The sequence below is a fragment of the Streptomyces sp. RLA012 genome, assembly GCF_056270325.1.
Window position 1 is genome coordinate 9,006,344 of the sequence record NZ_JBWDPA010000002.1, and the last position, 14,515, is coordinate 9,020,858.

12 protein-coding genes are annotated in these 14,515 nt (G+C 70.9%); 7 read left to right on the plus strand and 5 right to left on the minus strand.

The window, feature by feature from the left end:
* Positions 1 to 12: 12 nt before the first annotated feature.
* From RV986_RS41165 to RV986_RS41175, 3 genes are read right to left on the minus strand one after another with little or no spacing between them, the layout of a single operon-like run.
* Positions 13 to 3,561: a 5-oxoprolinase/urea amidolyase family protein gene (locus RV986_RS41165; RefSeq protein ID WP_475922270.1), complete on the minus strand. Its 3,549-nt coding sequence runs from the start codon at positions 3,559 to 3,561 to the stop codon at positions 13 to 15.
* Complete coding sequence (locus tag RV986_RS41170) at positions 3,558 to 4,199, minus strand: urea amidolyase associated protein UAAP2 (protein ID WP_475922271.1); 642 nt, start codon at positions 4,197 to 4,199, stop codon at positions 3,558 to 3,560. Before RV986_RS41170 ends, RV986_RS41165 begins: the two co-directional genes overlap by 4 nt.
* A complete protein-coding gene (locus tag RV986_RS41175) occupies positions 4,196 to 5,020 on the minus strand; it encodes an urea amidolyase associated protein UAAP1 (protein ID WP_475922272.1) in 825 nt (274 codons plus the stop codon). Before RV986_RS41175 ends, RV986_RS41170 begins: the two co-directional genes overlap by 4 nt.
* Positions 5,021 to 5,395: 375 nt before the next feature.
* Between RV986_RS41175 and RV986_RS41180 the strand changes: the two genes are divergently transcribed.
* From RV986_RS41180 to RV986_RS41205, 6 genes are all read left to right on the plus strand, one after another.
* Positions 5,396 to 6,022 (plus strand): TetR/AcrR family transcriptional regulator, encoded by a 627-nt coding sequence (locus RV986_RS41180; protein ID WP_475922273.1) that lies wholly within the window; start codon positions 5,396 to 5,398, stop codon positions 6,020 to 6,022.
* 293 nt (positions 6,023 to 6,315) lie between these two features.
* The gene (locus RV986_RS41185) at positions 6,316 to 7,911 is read left to right on the plus strand and encodes an ATP-binding protein (protein ID WP_475922274.1); all 1,596 of its coding nucleotides are present in this window, start codon (positions 6,316 to 6,318) and stop codon (positions 7,909 to 7,911) included.
* 26 nt (positions 7,912 to 7,937) lie between these two features.
* The gene (locus RV986_RS41190) at positions 7,938 to 8,315 is read left to right on the plus strand and encodes a roadblock/LC7 domain-containing protein (RefSeq protein WP_475924619.1); all 378 of its coding nucleotides are present in this window, start codon (positions 7,938 to 7,940) and stop codon (positions 8,313 to 8,315) included.
* A complete protein-coding gene (locus RV986_RS41195) occupies positions 8,312 to 8,776 on the plus strand; it encodes a DUF742 domain-containing protein (protein ID WP_475922275.1) in 465 nt (154 codons plus the stop codon). The genes RV986_RS41190 and RV986_RS41195 overlap by 4 nt, the downstream gene beginning before the upstream one ends.
* Positions 8,757 to 9,377 (plus strand): GTP-binding protein, encoded by a 621-nt coding sequence (locus tag RV986_RS41200; RefSeq protein ID WP_475922276.1) that lies wholly within the window; start codon positions 8,757 to 8,759, stop codon positions 9,375 to 9,377. The genes RV986_RS41195 and RV986_RS41200 overlap by 20 nt, the downstream gene beginning before the upstream one ends.
* A 165-nt stretch (positions 9,378 to 9,542) precedes the next feature.
* Positions 9,543 to 11,039: a cytochrome P450 gene (locus RV986_RS41205; protein WP_475922277.1), complete on the plus strand. Its 1,497-nt coding sequence runs from the start codon at positions 9,543 to 9,545 to the stop codon at positions 11,037 to 11,039.
* A gap of 74 nt (positions 11,040 to 11,113) precedes the next feature.
* Here RV986_RS41205 and RV986_RS41210 read toward each other — a convergent pair whose 3' ends face one another.
* Complete coding sequence (locus RV986_RS41210) at positions 11,114 to 12,061, minus strand: RluA family pseudouridine synthase (RefSeq protein WP_475922278.1); 948 nt, start codon at positions 12,059 to 12,061, stop codon at positions 11,114 to 11,116.
* A gap of 4 nt (positions 12,062 to 12,065) precedes the next feature.
* Positions 12,066 to 13,616, minus strand: coding sequence for an amino acid permease (locus tag RV986_RS41215; protein ID WP_475922279.1), 1,551 nt, complete (start codon positions 13,614 to 13,616; stop codon positions 12,066 to 12,068).
* A gap of 245 nt (positions 13,617 to 13,861) precedes the next feature.
* Here RV986_RS41215 and RV986_RS41220 point away from each other — a divergent pair, with 245 nt between their 5' ends.
* Complete coding sequence (locus tag RV986_RS41220; protein ID WP_475922280.1) at positions 13,862 to 14,509, plus strand: PadR family transcriptional regulator; 648 nt, start codon at positions 13,862 to 13,864, stop codon at positions 14,507 to 14,509.
* Positions 14,510 to 14,515 lie beyond the last annotated feature (6 nt).

The window sequence follows — 14,515 nt, forward strand, 5'->3', positions numbered from 1 at the left end:
ACCGGGGCGTTTTCACGGCGCTGTGGGACCTGCGGGTACCAGGACCACCAGTGCCGTGCCCGCCTCGACCTGGGCGCCCGGCCTGGTGAGGACCTGTTGGACCACTCCGTCCATCGGGGCGGGCACCCTGGACTCCATCTTCATCGCCTCCAACGCCAGCAGGGGCTGGCCGGTCGTCACCCGGTCGCCCGGCTCGACGTTCAGCTGCCACACGGAGGCCGCGAACTCGGCCTCGATCAGACGGCCGCCGGCGGGGACGGTCACCTCGGCGGGGGGCGCCGCCGGGGCGTCAGCGGCGTCCGCGCGGGCGAACTCGCCCGCCGCCTCCCAGGCATCCCGCTCGGCGGTGAACGCCGCTCCCTGCCGGGCCCGGAACTCCTCGATCGACTCGGAGTGGGCGGCGAGGAAGGCCTCGTACTCGGCCAGCGAGAAGACACCCTCCTCGATCCGGGGCACGAAGCGGCCCGAGATGATGTCGGCGCGCAGGTCGAGGAGTTCGTCGGGCTCGACGGCGTACCACTTGATGCGGTCGAAGAAGCGCAGCAGCCAGGGTGAGCCCGGCTCGAAGGCGCCGCGCTGCTGCCAGCCGGACCACACCTGGGTCGTACGGCCGACGAACTGGTAGCCGCCGGGACCCTCCATGCCGTAGACGCAGAGATAGGCGCCGCCGATGCCGACCGAGTTCTCGGCGGTCCAGGTGCGCGCCGGGTTGTACTTGGTGGTCACCAGGCGGTGGCGCGGGTCCAGCGGGGTCGCCACCGGCGCGCCCAGGTACACGTCTCCCAGGCCCAGGACGAGGTATTCCGCGTCGAACACCGTGCGGTACACGTCGTCCACCGAGTCCAGGCCGTTCACACGGCGGATGAACTCGATGTTCCACGGGCACCAGGGCGCGTCGTCGCGGACGCCCGCCATGTAGCGGGCGATCGCCTCGCGGGTCGCGGGGTCGTCCCAGGACAGGGGGAGGTGGATCGTGCGGGAGGGGACCACCAGCCGGTCGCTCGGCGGGAGCGTGCGGACCGTCTCCCGCACGGCGGTGAGGAGTTCCTGCTGAGGCAGCCTGCGCGGGTCGGTCTGGATCTGCAGGGAGCGGATGCCCGGTGTCAGGTCCGTGACGCCGTCGAGGGCGGCCTCGGCGACCGCCTCCATCAGCGCGTGGACCCGCATGCGCAGCGCCAGGTCCAGCTGCGGCGGTCCGAATTCGACGAGCAGGTTGTCGTCGCCGCTGCGGCGGTACGTCACGTCGCCGTCCCGTGCGAGCACCCCGCCGTCGACGATCGCGGGCCGCCGCGAGCCGTCGTCGGCGAGCGGAGCGAAGCGCACGGTGTCGCCGGGGCGCAGCTGGCCGAGTTTCCAGCGTTCCGTGCTGACGACCGTCGCCGGGCAGACGAATCCGCCGAGCGAGGGGCCGTCGGGGCCGAGCAGCACCGGCATGTCGCCCGTGTAGTCGACGGCACCGACCGAGTACGGCGTGTCGTGGATGTTGGACGGGTGCAGGCCCGCCTCGCCGCCGTCGGTGCGTGCCCAGCGGGGCTTCGGCCCGACCAGCCGTACGCCCGTGCGCGCCGAGTTGAAGTGGACCTTCCAGTCGGCGGCGTAGAAGTCGTGGATGTCGTCCTCGGTGAAGAACTCCGGTGCGGCGTGCGGGCCTTCCAGCGCGCCGACCCGCCACCGGGAGCCGAAGGCGGGGCGGTCGGCGGGCGGCACGGGTGTTCCGCCGTCCGTGGCGGAGCCGCCGTGCAGCACGTCCCCCGTCCGCAGGGTCCGGCCGCCGTGCCCGCCGAACCGGCCCAGCGTGAAGGTGGACGCGCTGCCGAGGAAGGCCGGCACGTCCAGGCCCTCGCCCGCGAACAGCACGTAGGTGCGCAGGCCGTGTTCGGCGGGGGCGCCGACCTCCAGCAGGGCCCCCGCGGGCACCGTCACCGGCTCCCACTGCGCGACCGTCGTGCCGTCCACGGTGACCGGCGCCGGAGCGCCCGTGACGCAGACCGTCGTGGCATGGGTGAAGCGCAGCGTCGGCCCCTTGAGGGTGCACTCCAGACCGGGTGCCCCCTCGTGGTTGCCGAGGGCGCGGTTGCCGAGCCGGAAGGACAGGTCGTCCATCGGGCCGCACGGCGGTACGCCCACCTGCCAGTAGCCGGTGCGGCCGGGCCAGTCCTGGACCGTGGTGAGTGTCCCGCCGGACACGACCTCGATGCGCCGGGTGGGATCGGTGACCCCGGTCAGCGTCGCCGTGGAGTGCGTCGCCTCCCGGAAGGAGTGGTCGGCGAGCGCGGCCCGCACCAGCCCGAGATTCGTCTCGATGCCGTCCACCCGGGTCCTGGCCAGCGCCTCGTCGAGGCGCTCCAGGGCGTGCGCCCGGTCCGGCCCGTACGCGATGACCTTCGCGAGCATCGGGTCGTACGACGTGGTCACCTCGGTGCCCGTCTCCACCCAGCCGTCCACGCGGACGTCGCCGGGGAACTCGACCCGTGTCAGCAGGCCCGCGCTCGGCCGGTGGTCGCGCGAGGGGTCCTCGGCGTACACCCGGGCCTCGACGGCGTGACCCCGGGGCGCCCCCGGATCCCGTACGACCTCCGACTCCCCGCGCGCGAGCCGCAGCATCCAGGCGACGAGGTCGACCCCGTAGATCTCCTCGGTGACCGGGTGCTCCACCTGGAGGCGGGTGTTGACCTCCAGGAAGTACGCCTCCTCGCGCGCGGCGTCGTAGACGAACTCGACGGTTCCGGCCGAGCGGTAGTCCACCGAGGCGCACAAATCGCGTGCCGCAGCGGTGAGTTGTGCGCGCACGTGGGACGGCAGTCCTGGTGCCGGGGCCTCCTCCAGGACCTTCTGGTTGCGGCGCTGGAGCGAGCAGTCGCGGTCTCCGAAGGTGACGACACGGCCCCGGCCGTCGCCGAAGACCTGGACCTCCACATGGCGGGCCCGCTCGACCAACCGTTCCAGGAAGACCCCGGCGGAGGAGAAGGAGGCCGCCGCGACACGCTGTACCCGGTCCCATGCCTCGGTCAGTTCATCGGCGGAGCGACATGCCGACATACCGATGCCGCCGCCACCGCCGGTGGCCTTGAGCATCACGGGATAGCCGATACGGGCGGCCGCCCGCAGAGCCTCCGGGAGGCCGGCGAGAAGTCCGGTGCCCGGCGCCAGCGGCACCCCGGCGGCCTGCGCCGCCGCCCGTGCCGTGTGCTTCGCCCCGAACAGCTCCAGCTGTTCCGGCGTCGGCCCCACGAACACGATCCCGGCGTCCTCGCAGCGCCGCGCGAAGCCCGCGTCCTCGGACAGGAAGCCGTACCCGGGGTGGATCGCCCCGGCGCCGGTGTCCTTGGCCGCCTTCAGGACCAGGTCGGCATCGAGGTACGACTCCTTGGCGGGCGCCGGACCCAGCCGTACCGCCTCGTCGGCGAGCCGGACATGGGGGGCGGAGCGGTCGGGGTCGGAGTACACGGCGACCGTACGCAGACCGAGTGCGCGGGCCGTGCGGATGATCCGTACCGCGATCTCGCCCCGGTTGGCGACCAGCAGGGTGTCGAAGCCCGGCGCGGAGTCCCGGGGGCTCATGCGGTGCCCGCCCCGCTGATCGTCATCTCGACGGCCGTCGGCTCGAAGCCGTTGCAGGGGTTGTTGATCTGCGGGCAGTTGGAGACCAGCACGAGGACGTCGCACTCGGCGCGCAGCGTCAGCCTGAGCCCCGGGGCCGAGATGCCGTCGACGATGCCGAGGGTGCCGTCCTTCTCGACCGGCACGTTCATGTACCAGTTGATGTTCGAGACGAGGTCGCGCTTGCCGAGGCCGTACTTGGCGCCCTCCGCGAGGAAGTTGTCCACGCAGGCGTGCTGGGACCAGGTGTGGTGGCCGTAGCGGAGGGTGTTCGACTCCTTGGAGCAGGCGCCGCCGACCGTGTCGTGCCGGCCGACCTGGTCCTCGACCACGGTCATCAGCGGGGTGTGCTCGTTGGACATCAGCACGCTGCCGGTGGTGAGGAAGAGGTTGCCCTGCGCGTGGATCGTGTCGGGCGCGCTGTAGCGGACGGCCGTGTCGTGGGCGTCGTACACCAGGAAGTCGACGGCCTGGTTGCCGTGCAGGTCGGTGACGGTGAGCGTCTCGCCGGCGCGGACGACGGCGGACCAGGCGGCGCGGGCCGGGACGGTGGTGCGGGCCGGGTCGGTCGTGTCGGCCGGTTCGGTCGTGCGGGTCATGCGATCCCCCTCGCGGCAAGGAACTCGGCGGTGTTCAGGAACGCGCGGCGGCCCTCGGGCGTGGCCTCCCACAGCGGGCTGCCGGGCTCGGTCGGCGCCGCGCGCCAGGCCAGGACCTCCAGCGGAGTGCTGACGTACTCCGTACGGGGGTCGGCGGGGTGCGGCACGTTCGCGATCAGCACGGTGACGTCCTGTTCGGCGCGCAAGGTCACGCTGCCGCCCGGCCCCGCCGAACCGGTGAAGTCCAGTGAGCCGTCGTCGCGGACCTCCACGCCCTGGAAGAAGGAGAGCGAGGGCGGCAGATCGCGTGGTTCGAGGCCGTTCTTGGCGGCGGCCAGCTTGAACAGCTCGCGCCCGGCGGGGAACGCGGACTGCGGGGTGCCGTCGCCGTAGCGCCGCGTGTTGCGTACGAGGGTGGAGGTGCCGCACAGGGCGTCGTGCCGCCCGGAGGTGTCGGCGACCAGCGAGGCGAGGACGCGGCCCTGGTCGGAGAGGAGCAGCTGCCCCTCGCCCAGATAGGCGTTCCACTGGACCTTGACCGTGTCCGCCACGTTCAGGCGCTCCCACGGGCGGTCGGCGGAGTGGAGGAGCAGGTGGGCGCAGGCGTCGCCCCTGAGGTCGGTCAGCCTGAGCTCCGTGCCGCGGGCCAGCACTCTGTGCGTGTAGTTGCCGCCTGCCACCGTCTCCGCCCACACCAGGTGGCCCGCCTCGCAGGGGGGCGTCGGCCAGGTGCTCGCCGGGACGACGGGCATGGCTTCGGCATGCGAGCCGTCCTGTGCGCGGGCGTGGGCACGGGCTCCGTAAGTGGTCGCTGTCGCCATGGCGAGTCCTCCGGCTCCTGGGTTATTTCTGTCGCCCGACAGAAATTAGGGGCGGGGCGGGTCGGGGCCGTGTCTCGTGTGTTGCTGTCCGGTTACCGAGGCCTCACGGGGTTGCTCCGCGGGGTCGCTCCGCGGGGTTCTACGGGGTTCCGCGGGCTTGGAGCTGCGGGTGGGTGGGGGCTGGTCGCGCAGTTCCCCGCGCCTCTGATGGGGGGTGCTGTCGGTTCGTGTCCGCGGATCGTGTGTGGCTGGGCGCGCAGTTCACCGTGCCCCTGATGGGGGTGTCGTCGGTTCGTGTCCGCGGGTTGTGTGTGGCTGGGTGCGCAGTTCACCGTGCCCCTTGTGGGGGCGTGGTGGTGTGCGAGGATCGAACGTATGGGAACCGGTGGTGGGCGACGGGTTGGCCGGCCGCGGGTCGCGCAGCGGCCGGACAGTGGACTGTCGCCGCGCGACGAACTGCTGGACGCCGCCGCCGAGTTGTTCACCACCCGCGGTTACGCCGCGACGACCACCCGCGCCGTCGCCGAGCGGGCGGGCATGCGCCAGGCGTCCATGTACCACTACGTCTCCGGCAAGGAGGAGCTGCTCGCCGAGCTCCTGGAATCCACGGTCACGCCCTCACTGGCCTACGCCCGGGGGCTCCTCGCGGACGACGCGACCCCGCCGGAGGGCCGGCTCTGGGAGCTGTGCCGCACCGATGTGGAACTGCTCTGCGGAGGCCCGCACAACCTCGGCGGGCTGTATCTGCTGCCCGAGGTGCGCGCCGAGCGCTTCGCCGGCTTCCACGCCGTACGGGCCGAGTTGAAGGACGCCTATCGGCAGTTGCTGGCCGCGACGCCCGCGGGTGGCGCGCTCGTCAAGAGTGAACTCGATCTGCGGACGGATCTGCTGTTCGGCCTCATCGAAGGTGTGATTCTCGTACACCGCTCCGACCCGGAACGCCCTGTGTCGGCCTTCGCCGAAGCCACCGCCGACGCGGCGCTGCGGATCGCCGGAATCTGACGTACCGCCCTGTGGGGCGCGGCTTTCGTATGCCCGTACGTCGCTACTCAGCGTGTGCGAGTGAATCCTGTGCGTGCAAATGGGGATGAGGGTACTCCTGCCGCGAGGGCGATTTCAGGTGGTTGCTGAATATGACACGGCGATGATCCGGTCGGACTAAGCTCGCCCGCAGCGCACCGAGTTGAGGTGTATTCGTGCGCTTGTTCCCAAAAAGTTCCGAAGATTCTGTTTGACCATGCCGTTTCCCCACAAAATCCCCCCGACCCCCAGCCGATTTGTCTCAGAGGGCATACATGGTGAGTGTTCAATTGCCTCCCGGTGGCCGAGAACTTCCCTACGCGCGTGTGCTGTTGCTGCCGGCCATACTGATGGCCGCGGTGACCGGGGCCGCCGTCGCCGTGGTGACGGGCCCGGCCCGGGCCGCCGTCGGCTGGTGCGGCGGCATCGCCACACTGCTGGTGATCGCGGTCGCGGCCGAAGCCGTACGCCGTGGACGCGTCATCCGTGACCTGCGCGCCGAGTTCGCCCGCCGGACCGCGTACCTCGAAGAGCGCATCGCCGCCCACGACCAGGACATCGTGCGCTTCCACAAGGAAGTCCTGCCCGCCTCGGTCAGGCGGCTGAACCGGGGCGGCAACCCCGAGAAAGTGGCGCGCACCGTCGCCGTCGGCGACCCCGGCCTGCCCGAAGTCTCCGATTCGCAGCGGGACTTGCTGCACACCTTCCTCCAACTGCTGGACACCGAGAAGCTGCTGCTCGACTCCTCGCACCGCTCCTTCGTCAACATCGCCCGGCGCGTCCAGGCGATCGTCCACCAGCAGAACAAGGAACTGCGCGAGATGGAGGAGGACCACGGGCGCAATCCCGAGGTCTTCGACGACCTGCTGCGCATCGACCACGGCACCGCGCTGATCGGCCGACTCACCGACTCCATCGCGGTGCTCGGCGGTGGCCGCCCGGGCCGCAACTGGCCCAAGCCCGTGCCGTTGTTCAGCGTGATGCGCGGCGCGATGTCCCGGATCCTGGAATACCGCCGCATCGAGCTGCACTCGATCGCCGAGGTCAACGTCAATGGCCTCCACGTCGAACCGGTCATCCACGCCGTCGCCGAACTCCTCGACAACGCGACGCGCTACTCGCCGCCGAACAGCAAGGTGCACCTGACCGCACTCAAGGTGCAGACCGGTGTCGCCATCGAGATCGAGGACTCCGGCGTCAGCTTCAACGAAGAGGCCCGCGGAAAGATGGAGGAACTGCTGCGGCAGGCCGCGGCAGGCACCGACCTTCAGACTCTCGGCGAGGCCCCTCGGCTCGGCATCCCCGTAGTGGGCCGGCTCTCGAAGATGTACAACATGAAGATCGCGGTCCGGCAGTCCGCGTACGGCGGTGTCCGCGTCGTCGTCGTCGTGCCGAGCAACATGCTCGCCAAGGACAAGAACGTCGCCCTCAGTGTGGCGCACGGCGTGGGCGTGAACTCCGTGGCGACCCTGGACACCGACGGTGTCGAGGGGCCCGACCGGAAGCCGAAGAAGCGCCGCCCGACCGCCGGACCGCGGCTGCCCGAGCAGATCGACGGGTCCTGGGACGACGACATCCCCGTGGTCACCGAGTGGACGGCCAACGGCCTGCCGCAGCGCCGCAGCAGGGTCAAGATCCCGCTCAGCCAGCGGTACGCCGAAGCGGCCGAGGCAGCCGAGGCGGAAGCGGCGGCCGCGGCCGCGGCGCCCTCCTGGGAAGCCGAGCCCGCCGCCCCGAAGAAGGAGCCGCACCAACCGGGGAGGTGGGTCGAGGCGTTCTGGCAAGGCCTCAAGCGTGACCCGGACCCGAACGCGCTCACCAGGAACAACCAGGCGGCCCCGGAGGCCGACGACGAGGGGGACCTCAAGTGATCCGGCAGACGGACGACTTCGACTGGATGCTCAGGGATCTCGCCGACGGTGTACCGGGCATCCAGCAGATCGTGGTGCTCTCCGCCGACGGACTGCGCATCGCCCGCTACGGCGGCGACCCCGACGCGGCCGACCGTGTCGCCGCGGCCTGCGCGGGCCTGCAGAGCCTGGCCGGAGCCGTCGCCGGCGAGGTCCCCCGCAGCGACGGCACGATGCACATGGTCCTCATCGAGATCGACCAGGGCTACTTCTATCTGATGTCGGCCGGGGCCAACGCCTATCTCGCCGTGCTCGCCAACCGGATCGCGGAGCCCGGCCTGATGAGCAACCGCATGAGTGACCTCGTCGCGCGGATCGGCGCCCATCTGACCAGCCCGCCGCGGCGCAACGGGCAGACCGTATGACTCCTCCGCAACGCCGACGGCGCTACCCCAAGGAAGAGTTCACCGAGCCCCCCAAAGAGCGCCCTCCTCAAGACCGGGAAGGCCAACAGGGCCAGGACGGCCAGGACGGCCAGGACGGTCAGGAAGAGGACCCCAAGGCCCCGGGGCGCCTGTATGTGCTCACCGGGGGCGAGGGCGGCGAGCGGGCCGAACTGGACCTGGTCACCTTAATCGTGGCGCGCGCCGACGCGCCGTCGCCCACCACCCAGCCGGAGCAGTCGGTGCTGCTCCGGCTCTGCAAGGCACCTCTGTCCGTGGCCGAGATCTCGGCCTATCTCAATCTGCCGTTCAGCGTGGTGACCGTCCTGCTCACCGAGCTGCTGGCGGCCGAACTGGTACAGGCGCGCGCCCCGATCGTCCGCTCGGCGCTCCCCGACCGTTCCCTCCTCGAAGCGGTGATGCATGGACTTCAAAAGCTCTGACACGATCACGGGCCCGCGCGCCGAGGACCATCTGCCGCACACGGCGAAGGCAGCCGTGAAGATCGTGATCGTGGGCGGTTTCGGGGTCGGCAAGACGACCATGGTGGGTGCCGTCAGCGAGATCAAGCCGCTGACCACCGAGGAGACCATGACGCAGGCCGGCATCGGCGTCGACGACAACTACGGCTCGGAGACCAAGACCGCGACCACCGTCGCCATGGACTTCGGCCGCATCAGCATCACGGAACAGCTGGTGCTCTATCTCTTCGGCACCCCCGGCCAGGAGCGCTTCTGGTTCCTGTGGAACGGCCTCTTCGAGGGCGCGCTCGGCGCGGTCGTCCTGATCGACACCCGCCGGCTGGAAGTCAGCTTCGAAGTGATCGGCCGCCTGGAGGAGCGCGGTGTGCCGTTCGTCGTCGCCGTGAACACCTTCCCGGACGCGCCCACCTACCCGGTCGAGCACCTGCGCGCCGCGCTCGACCTGGCCGAGGAGATCCCGATCGTGCAGTGCGACGCGCGCCGCCGGGCCTCCAGCCGGGACGTCCTGATGACACTGATGCACTTCCTGCACTCGCTCGCGATGCGCCGGTCGCGCGCCTGATGCCGCAGCGACCGCCACGTCCCCCGCAAGACGCCGGACCACTTCACTTCCAAGGCACCCGGCCCACCCGAAGACGCCGGACCAACCCCGAAGACGCCGGACCAACCCCAAGACACCCGGATCCACTCCGGTTTCGGAATCCACTTCAGTTTCGGAGCGATCACCGTGACGCCTGAATCCCACTCCCCGGCCGGTACGGACGACCGTACGCTCGACCCGCCGCCCGGCTGCCCCGCCCACGGACTCGGTCCCGGCGGGCTGCGCCGGCTGTACGGCGCCGAGGCGGACGAACTGGGAGACCTGTACGAGCAACTCCGCGAGGAGCACGGTGCGGTGGCCCCCGTCCTGCTCCACAACGACGTGCCGATCTGGGTGGTGCTCGGCCATGCGGAGAACCTGCACATGGTGAGCACCCCCACGCACTTCTCCCGGGACAGCCGACTGTGGAGGGCCGTCCAGGACGGCACCGCGGGCGCCGACCACCCACTCGCTCCGCACATCGCCTGGCAGCCCATCTGTTCCCACGCCGAGGGCGACGAACACCTGCGGCTGCGCGGCGCGGTCATGGGCGCCATGTCGACCATCAACCACCGCACCATTCGTCGGCACATCAACCGCGCGACCCAGCTCCTCGTCAACCAGTTCTGCGAGAAGGGCCGGGCCGACCTCGTCAGTCAGTTCGCCGAGCACCTTCCGATGGCCGTGATGTGCGAGATCCTCGGCATGCCCGAGGAGTACGACGACCGGCTGGTGCAGGCCACCCGCGACCTGCTCAAGGGCACCGAGACCGCCATCGCCAGCAACGAGTACGTCATGAACATCCTGGTCCGGCACACCGCCCGGCGCCGGGCCGAGACCACGGAGGACTTCACCAGCATCCTGATCAACCACCCGGCCCGGCTCACCGACGACGAGGTCTCCCAGCATCTGCGGCTGGTCCTGCTCGCCGCGTACGAGGCCACCGCCAACCTCCTCGCCAATGTGCTGCGCGTGGTGCTCATCGACCCGCGTTTCCGCGCCCAGCTGAACGGGGGGCAGATGACGGTCCCCGAGGCGGTCGAGCAGTCCCTGTGGGACGAGCCGCCGTTCAGCGCCGTCCTCGGCTACTTCGCCAAGCACGACACGGAGTTGGGAGACCGGCAGATCCGCCGGGGCGACGGTCTGATCCTCGGTATCGCGCCGGGCAACATCGACCCCCGGGTGCGCCCCGACCTCAGCGCCAACATGATGGGCAACCGCGCCCACCTCGCCTTCGGCGGCGGACCCCACGAGTGCCCGGGCCAGGACATCGGCCGTGCCATCGCGGACGTCGGCGTCGAAGCACTGCTGATCCGGCTGCCCGATGTCGAACTCTACGGCGACGAGGACGAGTTGCACTGGCGCTCCTCGATGTCGTCGCGGCACCTGGTGGAGCTTCCGGTGTACTTCGAGCCGCAGCCGCCGCAGGAGGTCGAGGAAGTGGCGGCCATCAACCCGGTCCCGCGGCAGCGGTCGAACTGGCAGGTCACCACGGACGAGCCGGCGGCCGCCGCCCCGCGATCCGGCACGCCGCCCTGGACGACCCCGGCCCCGGCCCCGGCCCCGGCCCCGGCCCCGGCCCCGGGATCCGGACGCCGTCCCGGCGCCTGGCAGCGCTTCCTGCGCTGGTGGCGGGGCTACTGAGCCCGGCCGTCGGCGATCCCGGGTACCGGCGCCGGCCGTCGGCGATCACCGTCACCCGCGCCGGTCGTCCCTGATCACGGCTCCTGGGCCCAGGCGTCGTACGAGGACCAGGCCCGCAGCACCCGCTCGCTGACGAACCGGTGGGCCCGCCCCGTGACCGGATCGGTGAACTCCAGCCTCCGCGCCAGCAGTTGGAGCGGACGCCGGAAGTCACCGGCCGGCACGGGGCCGGTCACCACCGGGTAGAGCGGATCGCCGAGCAGGGGCACGCCCAGCGCGTTCATGTGCACCCGCAGCTGATGGGTCTGCCCGGTGCTCGGCAGCAGCCGGTAGCGGCCCAGCCCCTCCCGGTGGTCGGCGAGTTCGACCCGTGTGACCGCGTTCGGCTCGCCCGGCACCTCCTGCGCGGCCAGCACCCCGCGCTCCTTCACGATCCGGCTGCGGACCGTGCGGGGCAGCGCGAGCCCCGCGTCGTACGGGGCCACCGCCTCGTACTCCTTGTGGACCAGCTTGTCGCGGAACAGCGACTGGTAGGCGCCGCGTTCCTCGGGCCGTACGGTGAAGAGCACCAGGCCGGCCGTGAGGCGGTCGAGCCGGTGCGCGGCGCCGATCGCCGGAAGGCCCAGCTCCTGTCGCAGCCGGGCCAGCGCGGTCTCGGCGACATGGCTGCCGCGCGGGGTGGTGGCGAGGAAGTGCGGCTTGTCGGCGACGACGATGTGCTCGTCGCGGTACACCACGTCGAGCGCGAACGGCACCCGCTCCTCGGCGGGCAGCTCCCGGTGGAACCACACGAACATCCCCGGCACATAGGCCGCGTCGGACGCGACCGGCCGCCCGTCCGCCCCGACGATCAGCCCGTCCCCGAACATCCCGTCGATCACCCCGGCTCCCGCCGCGAGCCGCTCCACCAGATGCTCGCGGACGGTCGCCCACCCCCCGTACGGCGGCAGCCTGACCCGCACGGGGTCGACTCCGTCGCGCTGCGGCAGGGGGGAGGGCGGGATCCGGGGCTTGCGTCTCACCTGGTCAAGCGTACGAGGCGGGAACCGCCTCGGGGGCCTCCGGCACCGGCGTCCGGACCTTGTACGCCCGGTAGGCCACGCCCGCGACCAGGGTCACGCCGAGGAACAGCAGCGTGAACCACTGGAAGTACCAGTGCCCGCCCGCCGGGTCGTACACCTCGGCGCGCGGCCAGGCCAGGTTGACGGTCATGAAGAGGCCGTACAGGAGGGCGAGGGCGTTCACGGGGACGCCCCAGCGGCCCAGCGAGAAGAGCGGGGCGCCCGTCTCGTCGGTGCCGTCGGCGGTGAACTCCCCGCGCAGCCGGCGGACCAGCAGCGGCCCGGTCACCATCGCGTAGGCCAGGTACAGCATCACGATGCAGGTGGTGCCGATCGCCAGGAAGGCGTCCGGGGAGGCGAAGTTGAGCAGCAGGAGGGCGGCGGACAGGACGCCGACGACCAGGGCGGGGGCGCTCGGCATACCGGTGCGCGGGTTGACCTCGGCGAGCCGGCGGGAGAAGGGGAGCTGGTGGTCGCGGGCCATCGAGAAGAGCATGCGGCAGGCGGCGGTCTGGATCGCCAGCGTCGCCACCGCGATGGCCACCACCACGTCGGCGAGCAACGCCCGGCCGACCCCGTCGCCGAGGCTGCTGGTCAGGACGTAACTCAGGCCGTCGACGCCCAGGTGCCCGTCGGTGAGGCTGGGCGCGGCGAGCAGTCCGCCGAGCACGATCAGTCCGCCGAGCAGGCCCGCCGCGCCGAGCGCGGTGAGGATCGTGCGGGGCGCGGTGCGGCGCGGGTTGTGGGTCTCCTCGCTCATCTCACCGGCGCTGTCGAAGCCGATCATGACGTACGCGGCCATGAACGAGCCCACCATCAGCGCCCCGAACAGGCCGGTGCTGCCCTGGCCGGTGTGGAAGGTGATGCCGGGGGAGCGTTCGGAGTGGGTGAGCAGGAGCACGATGATCAGGACGGCGCCGACGATCTCCGCGGTGACGCCGATCCGGTTGATCAGGGACATCACGCGGTTGTCGATGACGTTCACCAGCGTGGTCAGGACGAGCAGGACGACGCCGAGGACCGCCGCGTTGGCCGCGCCGTCGGGGCTGGTGGGCGCCGGGTCGCTGCCGACCAGCTGGAAGCCGGACCAGATCGCGGGCAGCACCATCTGCAGTGCGAGCGCCGCCGCCGCGACCACCACGATCTGTCCGATCACCATGATCCAGCCGGCGAACCAGCCGAAGGAGAGGTTCGACAGGCGCGAGGACCACTGGTAGATCGCGCCCGAGATCGGATAGCGCGCGGCCAGCTCCGCGAAGCAGGCGGCGACCATCAGCTGGCCCACCAGCACGGCCGGCCAGGTCCAGAAGAAGACGGGGCCGCCGAACGCGTATCCGAAGGCGAAGAACTGGAAGACGGTCGTCAGGACGGAGATGAACGAGAAACCGGCGGCGAACGAGGCGTACCGGCCGAGGCTGCGGTGCAGCTCCTGACGGTAGCCGAACTCGGCCAGGGAGCCGTCGCCGGGGGACTGCGGCGGATCGGGGCGTACGTCGGAGGGGGCGGTGGTCGTCACGTGGCACCTGCCTTCGGCGCGGAAGGGTGGGCGGGGCGAGGGGGAAGCTGGATTCCTGTCGGGTGACAGAAATTAGGGAGACCCTGTTTCGCCCGCGTGACACGGCCGTGTCGGAGGCGGGCCGAACTCCTCACGCCCTTGCGCCCCTCGGGGAATCGCGATACATCGTGTGTATTGACGCTCGCTGTCGACACGCGATATGTTCGGCCACGGATATTCGGCGACGGAGTGGGAGAGGGGTCGGCGTGGCGACGAAACGCCGGAAGCTCGGCAATCCGCTGGCACTCGCGGTCATGGTGCTGCTCACCGAGAAGCCGATGCATCCGTACGAGATGGCCCAGACCCTGCGCCGCCGTGGCAAGGACACCAGCCTGAAGATCAACTACGGCTCGCTCTACACGGTCGTGCAGAACCTGGAGAAGCACGGTTTCGTCGAGGTCGCCGAGGTGCAGCGGCAGGGCAACCGCCCCGAGCGCACGCTGTACGGCATCACGGAGGCCGGACGCGACGAGGCCGTGGAGTGGCTGTCGGATCTGCTCGCCGTTCCGGCGCGGGAGTATCCGATCTTCGAATCCGCGCTCTCGTTGATGGGCGTGCTCCATCCCGACGAGGTGACACGCCTGCTGGGGGAGCGGCTCAACATGCTGGAGGTGCGGGCCGCGAGCCTGCGCGGCGGCCTGGAGAAGCTCTACGAGACGCTGCCCCGGCTCTTCCTGATCGAGTCCGAGTACCAGCTGCACATGATCGAGGCGGAGGCGACCTGGGTCCGGGGCTTCCTGGCGGAGCTGAAGGACGGCACGTTTCCCGGCGTCGAGCAGTGGCGGAGCTTCAGCGAGACGGGGGAGGTCCCCGAGGAGTACGTGAAGTTGGAAGGCGGCTTCGAAGAGAAGTAGCCGAGA